Source organism: Flavobacterium movens (assembly GCF_039581425.1).
Taxonomy (GTDB): Bacteria; Bacteroidota; Bacteroidia; order Flavobacteriales; family Flavobacteriaceae; genus Flavobacterium; species Flavobacterium luteolum.
The window spans coordinates 100,895-115,067 of sequence record NZ_JBCPXY010000009.1 but is presented as its reverse complement, the minus strand read 5'-3'; the positions used below and the strand labels follow the sequence as shown (position 1 = coordinate 115,067).

10 protein-coding genes are annotated in these 14,173 nt (G+C 36.3%); 6 read left to right on the top strand and 4 right to left on the bottom strand.

Annotated elements, in window-relative coordinates:
* Position 1 precedes the first annotated feature (1 nt).
* The 3 genes from AAYQ05_RS16475 to aspT are packed head-to-tail and all read right to left on the bottom strand — an operon-like array spanning position 2 to position 4,456.
* Positions 2 to 1,051, bottom strand: a complete 1,050-nt coding sequence (locus AAYQ05_RS16475) for a type II asparaginase (RefSeq protein ID WP_343544491.1) — start codon at positions 1,049 to 1,051, stop codon at positions 2 to 4.
* 28 nt (positions 1,052 to 1,079) lie between these two features.
* Entirely contained in the window at positions 1,080 to 2,726 is a 1,647-nt protein-coding gene (gene aspD / locus AAYQ05_RS16470; protein WP_177209752.1) for an aspartate 4-decarboxylase, read from the bottom strand.
* Between the two features lie 35 nt (positions 2,727 to 2,761).
* On the bottom strand, positions 2,762 to 4,456 hold the full coding sequence (gene aspT / locus AAYQ05_RS16465) for an aspartate-alanine antiporter (RefSeq protein ID WP_343544490.1): 1,695 nt from the start codon (positions 4,454 to 4,456) through the stop codon (positions 2,762 to 2,764).
* A 633-nt stretch (positions 4,457 to 5,089) separates the two neighbouring features.
* Here aspT and AAYQ05_RS16460 point away from each other — a divergent pair.
* From AAYQ05_RS16460 to AAYQ05_RS16440, 5 genes are all read left to right on the top strand, one after another.
* Positions 5,090 to 6,706 carry an arylsulfatase gene (locus AAYQ05_RS16460; protein ID WP_343544489.1) on the top strand — a complete coding sequence of 539 codons (1,617 nt, stop codon included), beginning with the start codon at positions 5,090 to 5,092 and terminating at the stop codon, positions 6,704 to 6,706.
* A 144-nt stretch (positions 6,707 to 6,850) separates the two neighbouring features.
* The gene (locus tag AAYQ05_RS16455; protein ID WP_343544488.1) at positions 6,851 to 7,873 is read left to right on the top strand and encodes an LLM class flavin-dependent oxidoreductase; all 1,023 of its coding nucleotides are present in this window, start codon (positions 6,851 to 6,853) and stop codon (positions 7,871 to 7,873) included.
* Positions 7,874 to 8,483: 610 nt separating this feature from the next.
* The gene (locus AAYQ05_RS16450; RefSeq protein ID WP_343544487.1) at positions 8,484 to 8,630 is read left to right on the top strand and encodes a hypothetical protein; all 147 of its coding nucleotides are present in this window, start codon (positions 8,484 to 8,486) and stop codon (positions 8,628 to 8,630) included.
* A gap of 60 nt (positions 8,631 to 8,690) precedes the next feature.
* Positions 8,691 to 9,359, top strand: a complete 669-nt coding sequence (locus AAYQ05_RS16445) for a GNAT family N-acetyltransferase (protein ID WP_343544486.1) — start codon at positions 8,691 to 8,693, stop codon at positions 9,357 to 9,359.
* Positions 9,360 to 9,520: 161 nt separating this feature from the next.
* The gene (locus AAYQ05_RS16440; RefSeq protein WP_343544485.1) at positions 9,521 to 10,504 is read left to right on the top strand and encodes a GNAT family N-acetyltransferase; all 984 of its coding nucleotides are present in this window, start codon (positions 9,521 to 9,523) and stop codon (positions 10,502 to 10,504) included.
* A gap of 102 nt (positions 10,505 to 10,606) precedes the next feature.
* Here the strand turns inward: AAYQ05_RS16440 and AAYQ05_RS16435 are convergent, their stop codons facing one another.
* Entirely contained in the window at positions 10,607 to 11,398 is a 792-nt protein-coding gene (locus AAYQ05_RS16435) for a polysaccharide lyase (protein ID WP_343544484.1), read from the bottom strand.
* Positions 11,399 to 11,882: 484 nt separating this feature from the next.
* On the opposite strand from AAYQ05_RS16435, the gene katG reads away from it, so the two are divergent.
* Positions 11,883 to 14,156 carry a catalase/peroxidase HPI gene (gene katG, locus AAYQ05_RS16430; RefSeq protein ID WP_343544483.1) on the top strand — a complete coding sequence of 758 codons (2,274 nt, stop codon included), beginning with the start codon at positions 11,883 to 11,885 and terminating at the stop codon, positions 14,154 to 14,156.
* The last annotated feature ends 17 nt before the right edge of the window (positions 14,157 to 14,173 follow it).

Here is a 14,173-nt window from a genome sequence, read left to right as displayed (position 1 = left end):
TTTAATACTCAAAGAAGTATTCTTGGAGTTTTTTACTGTCAGTAGTTTGTGTAAGTCCCAACATTAATAGAATCCTCGCTTTTTGCGGAATTAAATCATCTGCGACTATGGTACCAAGCTTTTGATCATCAGTTTCATCAAATAAGGTCACCCTTCCTGACGGAACTCTTGAGGCTCTCGCCACAACGATTCCTTTTTTAATTGCTGCAACTGCAGCATCTGAGTTTACTTTATTAAGATTTCCGTTGCCAAGACCGCCCGTTACAATTCCTTTTACTCCAGAAGCCACATAAGCATTTAATGCAGTTGCTGGAGCATCAGCATATAATTCTACAACAGCCACTTCAGGTAAAGAGGTTAAACCTGTAATATCAAACGGGGTATTTTTATTGGCTTTTCGAACTGGGGTTTCATAAAGTGTAACTTTTCCATCATAAACTTGTCCGATCGGGCCACTATTTGGAGCCGTAAAGGCATTTAAGTGCGTTGTACTAGTTTTTACAGCATTTCTTCCAGTCAAAATGTACTCATTAAATACTAGTAAAACACCGCTGTGTTCGGCTTGTTTTGAAGCCGCTAGAGTCACCGCATCATACAAGTTTTTTGGACCGTCTGCGCTTATGGCTGTTGCCGGACGCATAGAGCCAGTAATAACTACAGGCTTATCATATCTTACGGTTAACGATAAAAAATAAGCTGTTTCTTCCTGTGTGTCGGTTCCGTGAGTGATTACAATACCATCAGCTTCATTATTTTTATAAATTTCGTTTATTCTTTTATTAAGCTTAATCCAGATATCTACGGTCATGTCTTGACTTCCTACGTTTGAAATCTGTTCTCCCGTAATTTCGGCAACTTTTTCAATTCCCGGAACGGCCGCGATCAAATCTTTTATCGGCAATTCTCCCGCTTTATAAGCAGAACGGTCTGCCGAAGCTCCTTTTCCTGCAATTGTCCCTCCAGTTGCAAGTATCTTGATTCTAGGTAATTTTTGAGCATAAATACCTGTTACTAATAAAACCGATAATAATAATGTAAATAAATTTTTCATAGATCAGATGTGTTTAATTTAACTTTTATTATTTTGTTGAGTTCTCCCAGCTGGTTACATATTCCATTAAAATTTTACGGATGTTTTTTCCAAGAATTAAGTAGCTATCTGTTGGAAGATTGGCAAGAGAAACTCTAATACTCCATTCTGGACCAGCAAAACCGCCACCATTTAAAAGTACAATCGCTGTTTTTTCTGCTAAGCGGAATAAAACATCAACAGGTTCAAAGTTCTTTTTCAGCCAATTCGCAAAATCATCTCCGTAAAAATGTTTTGCAGCCACCATAACATCAATTTCAGAATAATATCCTGCACGCATTGGATCTTCAAGAATTGGAACTTCTAGTCCTTCCCATAATAAGCTAAGACGTTTTTGGATAATAGATTGAGTAAGCGTTTTATAAACATCTTGAGTATCTAATAAACAAAATGCAGAGAAAAGCATCATTTGAAATTGCTGAGGCAAGGATAGTCCTGCCGTGTGGTTTAAAGCCACTTGACGGCTATCGGCAACAAGTCTGTCAATAAACTTGATTTTTTCTGGCTGTAATGTCAGAGAAGAATAACGATCGTGCAGTTCTTTTTTGTGAGCAGGACTTAAATTGGCAATTTTTTTATCGAAAATATTGTCCTGATGAATGGCAATTGTTCCTAGTCTCCAGCCTGTACAGCCAAAATATTTTGAGAATGAATATACTGTGATGGTATTTTGCGGAATAATAGCCATTAATGATCTAAAATTATTAACGAAAGTTCCATAAACATCATCTGTAATCACCATCAAACCAGGATTATGATTTTTTACTATATCAGCAATATAATTAAGTGTATCAGTACTCATTGCAGAAGATGGCGGATTGCTCGGATTTACCACAAAAGCAACTTTAACCGCTGGGTCTTTAAGCTTATCTAACTCAGAATTTGGATATTGCCACGTATGAAAACCGTTTTCTCCAACGCCGCTTGCTTCTACGTAAACGACATCAAATTTGTATCGATCTAATTCTGGAATTTCAATATAAGGGGTAAAAGTAGGAGTAAGTAATGCTATTTTATCACCGCGTTCGGTAAGGTGATTTTGCATAAGCGAATCAAAAATATAACACATTGCGGCAGTTCCACCTTCAACAGCAAAAATATCAAACTTGCCTTTGTCATTTCCTGCGCCGCACATTTCTTGCACCAAATAGTCATGAACAATAATTTCAATCTGACTTAACATACGATCAGGGACAGGATAGTTAAATCCGATTACAGCTTCTATCCATTCGCGAATCCACGCATCACCATCAAACTCATGTTTGTCTATACCATAATGATATGTTTTCCCTAAAAGCGATGCAGCAGGGCTATCTTTGTGTTTAGCCAAAAATGCTTCAAAACGTGAAGCCACACCACTTTTATTTTGTACAATTCCTGCTAGAATGCCTTGTTCTTCCATAACATTACGACATTCTTCTAATGCAAATTGTCCGAATAGGAAAAAAGCCTCTCTCGGAACTGTAGCAATCCAGTTTGGGTTTCCTCTTCCCGCATTAAGCGTTATCGCTGTCGATTTAAGCGCGCTTTCTTCTGCCAGATGAATTAATTCGTTTTTAATTTCAAATGGACTGAGGGTCTGAAGTGTTTTTTCTACCTCTCTTGATGTTTTTATTTTTGAAATATCAATTGCCATAACTAAAATGTTTAGAGATTATATAAAAAATTCGACTAACTCATGATTAAAATAATGACGACGCCCCATATAATGAGCAGCGTATTCCCAACGGCATAGGTGACAGTGTAACCCAATGCAGGGGTTTTGCTTTTTACAGCATCTTGTAAAGCTCCCAAAGCCGCTGTAGTAGTTCTTGCTCCAGCAGCGCATCCTAAGGTTATAATAGGATGGAATTTGAAAATATATCTTCCGATAAAAAGTGCCAGGATTAAAGGAATAGCGGTTGCCGCTGCACCTGCAATGAAAAGTCCCCAGCCAGCTTCTTGAAAACCTACAATAAAACTCGGTCCCGCTGTAATACCCACAACGGCTATAAAAATGTTCAAACCAACATTATTCATAATCCACAAGGCAGGCTCAGGAATTCGTCCAAAAGTAGGATGCTGACCTCTTAGCCACCCAAAGAAAAGTCCAGATATTAAGGCACCTCCACTAGTACTAAGGCTTATTGGAACTCCGCCAACTTTAATAGTCAGTGCGCCAAGCAATCCTCCTAATACAATTCCTAAACCTACAAAAGCCATATCTGTAGTATTTGTAGGGCGGTCAGGATATCCAATATGTGTCGCTACTTGATCTACGTCTCGTTTAATACCAATCAGTTCGATCATATCTCCTTTTTGAAGAACAGTATTGGGTAATATGGGCATCTGAATCCCTGATCGTTTTAGAGATCTTACCACAACACCATGCATATATTTTAAATGACGTAAATCGGCAATGGTTTTGTTTATGACTTCTTTTTTTACAATTAATATGCTTAATACTTCTACAGGAAAATTAAGAAGTTCGATATCCAGAACTTCTTTTTCATTCACCGCAACATAGTTCATCATATATTCTCTTCTTCCACCTAAAGCAACAACATCATTTTCTTTAATTACAAATTCTGGAGTAGCATCTATAATTTCTTTTCCTCTTCGAATTCGCTGTATAAATAAACGTCTGTTATTTCTTTCGAGCTCGTTTTCAACTTCAGCAACTGTTTTGTTATTGGCATAAGAGTTTGACGAAATCTGATAAGCATTATAAATTACACGATCATAAGCAGAGGCAATACTTGGATCATCTCCTATGGCATCTCCTCCAAGTTGAATCTCAAGTTCTTTTGCTTTTTCTACTAAATTGCCACCTAATAATTTTGGACCGATAGAAGCCAATAGCCAAGCAGAACCTGCTGTTCCGAAAATATAGGTTACAGCGTATGCGACTGGAATTTTATTGATTAAAGCCGTTTTTTGATCGGCCGGAATATTGAGCTGATTGATCGTGTCTGATGCAACACCAATTACAGCAGATATGGTTTGAGAACCCGCGAGCATACCAGAGGTTAAGCCCATATCGTAGCCCATAATTTTACCTATTAGATAGGGACATATTAAACATAGGACACATACTATAGCTGCATAAAACATTTGAGGCAGTCCATCTTTTTTTAAACCTCCAAAAAATTGAGGGCCAACGCTGTAACCAACAGCGAAAAGAAACATGAGAAAAAAGACAGATTTAACGTTTGGAGAAATTATAATGTCTAATTGTCCGACTAAGACTCCCACAAGCAAAACACTGGTAACAGTTCCTAAAGAGAAACTTCCAATTTTAAATTTTCCGATAAAATAGCCTAATGATAGTGTGAGAAAAACTGCCAGTTCGGGATAATCTTTTAATGTAGTAATAATCCAATCCATAATTATTTGTTTTTTAGTTTAGATATATCAATAATTGATTATGAAAATCGAGGAGTAGGAGAAAGATAAGGGGAGGGCTTGTAAAAACAGATTTTTTTTACATCCCTCAAATATAGGCTACAAACTGAGAATAATTGTACAAATTGAAAGGTGTAGATGTTTCAAATTATAATTTGCAACAAAATAAAATGAAACTTTATACAGTGATTTTTGATTGTTTTGGTGTTGAAAATCAGTTATTTGTGTGAAATAAAGAGAGTGAGGGTGTAAATGAAGCCGCTATGTTTACAGGGTTTACTGCTAAAACAAGCTGCACTTTTTTGTGCAATAAACAGACAATCATAGCATAATGGAATTTCTACAGAAATTAAACTGGAAAGTTTAATGTTAGAAAATGGAGTTGTAGTAAAAGTAATTTCGGTTGTATCTCAATTGTTAAAAAGCATTCATAATTCTTGTTGCAAGTTATAATTTGCAACCTATTTAAAAAATAAGGCTTGTCTAATAGTTGTAATTTACTTCCTCAAAAAAGTCGTTTTTCTTATGTGAATTCCTCAAGAATTATATACAAAATCACATGATTTCGTGCGACTTAAAAGCAAGCTATATAAATAATTAAAACCTAAAAAAATCATGAAAAAAAATGCCTTAAAACTAATTTTTGCAGGTTTGCTTAGTTTTACTTTCCTTGGAAATGTAAGCGGACAAACCAAGAAGAAACCTAATATTATTATGGTAATTTCTGATGATACTGGTTGGGGAGATTTAGGAGTTTACGGAGGAGGAGTCGGACGCGGAATGCCAACACCAAACTTGGACAGAATGGCCAAAGAGGGGATGCAGTTTTGGTCTTTTTACGGACAGCCTAGCTGTACTCCCGGAAGAGCTGCGATGCTAACAGGGCGTATTCCGAATCGAAGCGGAATGACGACTGTTGCTTTTCAAGGACAAGGAGGCGGATTGCCAAAAGAAGAATGGACATTGGCTTCGGTACTTAAAAAAGCCAATTATAAAACTTATTTTTCAGGAAAATGGCACCTTGGAGAAGCAGATTATTCTATGCCTATAGCTCACGGTTTTGATAAAATGCAGAATGTAGTGCTTTATCATTTAAATGCTTATACGTATGCTTTTCAATCTTGGAATCCAGAGATGTCTCCAGAAATGTTAGCGTTTTTTAAAAAGGTAACTACTGGTATTCTTGAAGGTGAAGCAGGCGGAAAAGCGCGCGAAGTAAGCAAAGTTACAGAAGATAATATTGCCGAGCTAGATATGATGATGGTAGAGAACAATTTGAAACAACTTGATGAATATGGAAAAAGCAAAGATCCGTTCTTTATGTGTATCAACTTTGCTAAAAACCATCAGCCTAATCTTCCTTCCAAAGAATTTGTTGGCAAATCGCCAGGTAAAAGCAAATACTCAGATGCCGTTGTAGAGATGGATTACAATGTAGGGCGTATCATGGATAAGATTCGTTCTTTAGGTATTGCTGATAATACTATCGTAATATACACGGTAGATAATGGCGCTTGGCAAGATGTGCATCCTGATTCTGGATATACGCCTTTTAGAGGTACAAAAGGAACCGATAGAGAAGGAGGTAGCCGTGTACCTGCAATTGCTTGGTGGCCGGGACAAATTGAAGCAGGAAGCCAAAGCCATGATATTGTAGGCGGACTAGATCTTATGGCAACATTTGCAAGTCTTGCTGGTGTAGAACTTCCTAAAAAAGATAGAGCAGGTGTAGATATTGTATTTGACAGTTATGATATGTCTAATGTGTTATTTAAAAAAGGAACACCACTTCGTGATAAATGGTTTTATTTTACAGAAGCAGAATTATCGCCAGGAGCTGTGCGTATTGGAAAATTCAAAGCAGTATTTAATACCAGAGGAGATAATGGTGCTATTGCCGGAAGTGATGCACCTGGACAGCAGCTTGGTTGGAGAGGAGATGAAAGTTATGTAGCGACAGTTCCTGCTATTTATAATTTATGGCAAGATCCACAAGAGCGTTATGATTTATTCATGAACAGCTGGACAGAGAAAACATGGACAGCTATCATTTTTAATCAAGCTATTGCCGATTTGATGAAAACGTATGCTAAAATACCTCCAAGAGCGCCTCAGAGTGAAACTTTTACTGGAGAAATGCAGATAGAGCGTTATAGAACAATCGAACAAGTGAAAAAAATGATGAATGAAAAGAAAGTTGATCTTCCGCCTTTGAGTGTCGATACTAAGTAATAACTAAAAAGGTAGATAGGCAAATCGTCTATTTTAAAAGTTTATATAATGAGCAAAACCATGTCCTTTTCAAGAAAAAGACATGGTTTTCTTTTTCTTCTCAGTTATGCGTATATTTGAGAGAATAAAAAAATAGAAGCCATTATGAAGAAAATAGGATTTTTATCATTTGGGCATTGGTCTAATCATCCATCATACAAAACTCGTACAGCAGCAGATACCTTGTTGCAATCTATCGATTTGGCAGTTGCGGCTGAAGAAATAGGAATAGATGGCGCTTATTTTCGTGTGCATCATTTTGCACAGCAGTTAGCTTCACCTTTTCCTCTGCTTTCGGCGGTTGGTGCTAAGACGAACAAAATAGAGATTGGAACAGGAGTTATCGATATGAGGTATGAAAACCCGATGTATATGGTTGAAGATGCTGGAGCTGCCGATTTGATATCAGAAGGACGTTTACAACTCGGAATAAGCAGAGGGTCGCCAGAACAAGTTATTGATGGTTGGCGTTATTTTGGCTATGAACCTGATACTGGTGAAACCGATGCCGATATGGGACGTAAGAAAGCTTTAGAATTTTTGGATAAATTGAGTGGAGAAGGATTTGCAGAACCTAATCCGTACCCGATGTTTCCAAATCCGCCAGGATTGTTGCGTATCGAACCACATTCTGAAGGATTGAGAGAACGAATCTGGTGGGGAGCAGCCTCAAATGCAACTGCTATTTGGGCAGCCGAAAACGGAATGCATCTTCAAAGTTCTACGCTTAAATATGACGAAAATGGCAAGCCGTTTCATGTTCAACAGGCAGAACAGATAAGATTGTACAAAGAAGCTTGGAAAAAAGCAGGACATCAGCGTGAAGCAAGAGTTTCTGTTAGTCGTTCGATTTTTGCGTTAGTCAACGATCAGGATAAATATTATTTTGGTGGGCAAGCAAAGGGAAATGATAGTTTCGGGTATATTGAGCAAGATAAAAGAGCAATCTTTGGTAAAAGCTATGCGGCCGAACCTGATAAATTGATCGAAGAATTAGCTCAAGATGAAGCGATTCAAGAAGCAGATACATTGTTGTTGACTATTCCAAACACTTTAGGTGTTGATTATAACATACATATTTTATCGTCTATTTTAGAACATGTTGCGCCTGCATTGGGTTGGCGATAATTTTAAAATAATATACAAAGAAAAGCCTCAAATAGTACTATTTGAGGCTTTTCTTATTTATGAGCTTTCCTAGCGGAATATTGAATATTGAACGTAGGGAATTTTGATTCTCATTTTGGAATGTTCATCTTATTTTTTTACCAACCAGATATTCCTAGCGGAATATTGAATATTGGGACGTAGAGAATTTAATTATCATTTTGGAATGCTCATCTTATTTTTTACCAACCAGATATTCCTAGCGGAATATTGAATATTGGGACGTAGAGAATTTAATTATCATTTTGGAATGTTCATCTTATTTTTTACCAACCAGATATTCCTAGCGGAATATTGAATATTGGAACGTAGGGAATTTAATTCTCATTTTGGAATGTTCATCTTATTTTTTATCAACCAGATATTCCTAGCGGAATATTGAATATTGGTACGTAGGGAATTTTGATTCTCATTTTGGAATGTTCATCTTATCATTTTGATAGGTATTTGTTTCATGATTAAAAATAAATTTGTTTCAAATTGCTGATAATTAAAGCGTTGTTTTGTTTTTTAATGTTTTGGCATGTGCTTTGTTTTTTGCTGATAAAAATGAGAACCAAAAAACAATAACATGAAAACAGATAAAACTCGAAGCAAGAAAATTACAAAAGAATATGTATCCAATAAATCAATGAAACATAAAGACCAGTTTATTAATGTGATGGTTTTTAGCATTGTCTTTTTTATCGCTGTTTTTCTGATAGCTCAAATGGTGTAAACTAAGTATAAACAGTTTTACACTTTTGACTATTATTAATGAACGAAAAATACTGTAGCAATGAAAATTATAAATCCCATAATCAATCCAAATATAAACCTGACAAAAAAGAGCTTTTTCTCTATTTTACCTCCAAATAAGAAAGCAGTTTCATCTGATCAAGAGGCTGAATCACCAACCGATTTTATTATTGAAAAAGCCAGATCAATCCATACTTTTTGGATCAAGCAAATTTGCGAGGTTACATTATCTTCTGCCATAGCCCGCGGAACAGGTATTTCAGGTCGTTCACCAGAATTTCTCGAAAAGAAAATGAGTACGGGAGAAGCCGTCATTGCCTTTGCTTCAGATGGAAGATGGGCTGGTTTTTCTTTTATTTCTTCCTATGAAAATGGTCAGTATGTTTCAAACTCTGGTCTTATTGTAGCGCCCGAATTTCGTCATACCGGTCTTGCTAGAAAAATTAAAGACAAAATATTTGAACTTAGCCGCGAAAAGTATCCCACGGCCAAGATATTCAGTTTAACTTCTGGTCTTGCAGTAATGAAAATGAACCACGAATTAGGATTTCAACCCGTTACTTTTTCAGAATTAACATCAGATAACACGTTTTGGGAGAACTGTAAATCCTGCATAAACTGTTCCATTTTAATGAGCAAAGAAAGAAAAAACTGTTTTTGTACTGCTATGCTTTATGATCCTGAAGAAAAAGAAGAGAGTGCAGGATAATAACATCTATCTAAATTAATTCCGATTAGCATCAATATGATAGTAATGCAAAAAAAGCATTAACAAATAAAAAAATAGCATTTCTAAGCATAAGGTTTTTGTTTAGTTTTATCTTCTGAAAGAGCATTCGTTACTTTCTTATTTTACAAATTACCAAAATAATGATTACAACCAAACGACTTATAATAAAGCCCTACAGACAGGAAGATTCAGAATACTTTTTAAATGCTTTGAATGATAACAGCGATCATTTATACGATTACTTCGCTAATATGATCAAGGTTAATGACAGCTTGGAATCAACAAAAAAGTATTTCGAGCAGAAAGATTTGGATTGGAAAGAGAATAAAAGTTATGCTTGTGGAATATTTAAAAAAGAAACCAAGGAACTTATAGGACATATATCGGTAAGAGAAATCGATTGGAAAATACCTAAAGGTGAACTTGCCTATTTTATTTTTAAGCAGTACAATGGTTGTAATTTCGGTGCAGAAGCTTTAAATGCATTTAAAAATTGGTGTTTTACTGAAAAGAAGTTTAATAGACTTTTTATGAAAATTGCTGAGGAAAATATAGCAAGTATTAAAGTTGCTGAACGCGCTGGGTTTATATACGAAGGACTTTTAAAGAAAGACTACAGAAAGGGTGAACAAAATTTAATCGATATGAATATATACGGATATACAGAAGATTTGAAACTCGAAAGAACTAATTCTCAGAATGCAGATTTTTCAAAATTAATTGTAGAATTGGATGCCAATTTAGCAAGCAGAAATGGGGAGATGCAGGAATACTTTAATCAATTTAATAAATTGGACAGTATTAAGCATGTTATTATTGCGTTTGTCAACGGCACTGCAGTGGGTTGCGGAGCTATAAAGCAATTTGATGCCGAATCTGTCGAGGTAAAACGTATGTTTGTTTCTGAAGAATTTAGAGGAAGAGGCATAGCCCATAAAATTTTGAATGAACTTGAAAACTGGGCTAAAGAATTAGGTTATGCAGTGACCGTTTTGGAAACCAGTAATGTGCAGGTCGAAGCAGTTAAATTATATACTAAAAGTGGTTACGGAGTTACTGAAAACTATGGACAATATGCTGGCATCGAAACCAGTATTTGTTTTAGAAAAGAATTAGAGCCTTAATTCTAAGTAAAAACAACTTCGATGTTTTTATTTGCAAATAATAAAAAGCATCGAAGTTGGAAGTTTAATTTTTCCGGCCCAAATTGTTTTAAAGTTTATACATTATAGAGCGTCCCAAGATGCGCTAGGATAATAAATAGAACTTGTAACTGGAGCTGTCCAGTAATCTTGACTTCCGCCACGGAAAGTGTGTAGACTTACAGCATTTACATTTCGCTTAGCATCGTTCGTTACCCAGCGAATTTTTTCATTTAATATTTCTGTGCCATTCACATAATATTTGACATATCCGTCTGTATTAGAACCTGTATTCAACTTTACAGATATTTGACAGTTATACGTAACACCTTCTTGGATATAATATTTTTTACCAAAGTCATTTCCATATTGTCCAGGCTGATCTCTGTAATACACATAAGGCTGAAGATAAGCGCCACTTCCTTTAGCTGTGTTTGATCCATTTGGGCAGTACCACATAAATCTGGCACTTCCTCCATTTCCGTCCCATGCTGCGTCACCACCTGTGTTTTGGTCACCAATTAAGATTCCATATCCGCATTTTCCGCCTCGGCTCCAGTAAAATCCGTTGTTAAATTTCATTTGAAACCAAACAGTATAAACACCCGTAGACCAAACGCCGTATGATGTGCATAAACCGCCAGGACAAGATAATGTATTAGTTTGCAATGTAATGGTTCTTGCTCCAGCTGTTCCTTTAGCTGTTGTACTGCCTTCTAATACAGAATTAGATGCAAGCGTATCTTTACTAGCAATTTGCTGTGCTTCTTTTTTAGCAGTTTGAAGCGCATTTACATCTTCTTGTTCCTTTTCACAAGAATTAAGCACCAATGCTGTAATAAATAATACGCTGGTTAATTTTAAGAATTTCTTCATTTTTTTAGTTTTAAGGTTAGTAAACGATTAATAGTTAGTAATAATAGATAGTAGATTACGGTATTTGGGAACCGAAAGTGTAAAGTTGAATAATATAAATTTTAGGCAGGAGCAATAAAGTACGTTTTTACGTACACAGAAATCCGAGCTATATTTTTTGTATATTTTTAAAGATTAATACAACTCTCTTTTCTTCAAAAATGTTCCATTGGAGTATAATATTTACAGCAAGTGACTGGGCTATAATTTTTTATAAATGAAAAGATTCTTTTTATTAAATTTATGTAGTCAATATCTCATAGCAGAAAAAAATGTTTTTTCAAGAAATGTTCTTTTTTGTGTACTATATGAGTTATAAGGATTTTAAATATGAAAAATGACAATGAATAGATTTTGTCTATTTTGGAAGTAGTAATTACAATCCACAGCCCTAATTTTCTCTTTCATTAGTTTGTAATTTAGTAAAAAATAAAATTTTTCAACTATGGATAATCAATCAAATGACATCAGCAAATGCCCTTTTCATAACGGGAGCATAGACAAACAAGCAGCTTCAGGAACGAAGAATCGTGACTGGTGGCCTCAACAGTTAAAATTAAATATTCTAAGACAAAATTCAGTATTGTCAAATCCGCTGAATACGGATTTTAATTATGCAGAAGCGTTTAAAACCCTAGATCTTGAAGCTGTAAAGAAAGATTTACATGCTCTTATGACTGATTCACAAGATTGGTGGCCTGCCGATTTTGGTCATTATGGCGGACTTTTCATTAGAATGGCTTGGCATAGCGCGGGAACTTACAGAGTGCATGACGGTAGAGGAGGAGCTGGAGCTGGACAACAGAGATTTGCACCTCTTAATAGCTGGCCTGATAATGTGAGCCTTGATAAAGCAAGAAGATTACTTTGGCCAATAAAACAAAAGTACGGACAAAAAATTTCATGGGCCGATTTACTAATCTTAACAGGAAATGTTGCTTTGGAGTCAATGGGCTTTAAAACATTTGGTTTTGCAGGAGGACGTGCCGATGTATGGGAAGCAGACGAATCTGTGTACTGGGGATCTGAAACTACTTGGCTTGGTGGCGATGAACGTTACAAAGATGGTTCAGAAGGAGTTCCGAAAGATCATGGTGTTGTTTCGTCAGATGATGATGCAGATGGAAAAATTCATAGTAGAAATCTTGAAAAACCTCTTGCAGCAGTGCAGATGGGACTTATATATGTAAATCCAGAGGGGCCAGACGGAAATCCTGATCCTATCGCTGCAGCTAAAGATATACGAGATACTTTTGGACGTATGGCGATGAATGATGAAGAAACTGTAGCGTTAATTGCTGGCGGACATACTTTTGGTAAAACTCACGGAGCCGCTTCATCTGATCACGTAGGTAAAGAACCAGAAGCGGCTGGCTTAGAATTGCAAGGTCTAGGATGGAAAAACAGTTATGGTTCAGGAAAAGGTCCAGATGCAATTACTAGTGGTCTTGAAGTGACTTGGACAAAAACGCCAACACAATGGAGCAACAACTTCTTTGAAAACTTATTTGGTTTTGAATGGGAGCTATCTAAAAGTCCAGCAGGTGCGCATCAATGGGTGGCAAAAAATGCTGAAGCAATTATTCCAGATGCTTTTGATCCTAATAAAAAGCACTTGCCAACAATGCTTACAACCGATTTATCGTTAAGACTAGACCCAGCTTACGAGAAAATCTCACGCCGATTTTTTGAAAATCCTGATGAATTTGCAGATGCTTTCGCTCGCGCATGGTTCAAACTGACACATCGTGATATGGGGCCAAAAACTCTTTATCTTGGATCTGAAGTGCCTGCAGAAGAATTGCTATGGCAAGATCCTATTCCAGAAGTAAATCATACATTAATTGATGATCAAGATGTAGCTCAGCTGAAAGAGAAAATATTAAATTCAGGTTTAAGTATTTCTCAGTTAGTTTCAACAGCTTGGGCTTCTGCATCTACGTTTAGAGGATCAGATAAGCGAGGCGGTGCAAACGGTGGACGCATAAGACTTGCACCACAAAAAGACTGGGAAGTAAATAATCCTGCTGCATTAAAAGTGGTTTTAGATAAATTAGAAAGTATTCAAAAAGAATTTAATGACGTAAATGGTAATAAAAAAGTTTCATTAGCCGATTTAATTGTTTTGGCTGGTTCTGCTGCTGTTGAAAAAGCGGCTAAAGATGCTGGAGCTTCAGTTTCAGTTCCTTTTTCTCCAGGGCGCATGGATGCCTCTGCCGAGCAGACAGACGTTGAATCTTTTGGATATCTTGAACCGAAAGCGGATGGTTTTAGAAATTATAGAAAAACAAAATCATCTGTTTTAACAGAAGAGCTTCTTATAGATAAAGCGAATTTATTGAATCTTACAGCACCAGAATTAACAGTGCTTTTAGGAGGACTTCGCGTTTTGGATATTAACGCTGACGGAAGTAAAAATGGTGTTTTTACCATTCGACCAGGTCGATTGACAAATGATTTCTTTGTAAATCTGCTAGATATGAACACGCAATGGCAATCGGTTTCTAATGATCAGGAACTTTATGCAGGAAACGATAGAAGCACCGGACAGCCTAAATGGATTGGAACACGTGCCGATCTTGTTTTTGGTTCAAATTCAGAATTAAGAGCAATTGCAGAAGTATATGCAGCTTCTGATGCGCATGAAAAATTTGTGAAAGATTTTATTGCAGTATGGACTAAAGTAATGAATCTAGATAGATTCGACTTAAAGGCTTAATACAGTAGAAGCAATAA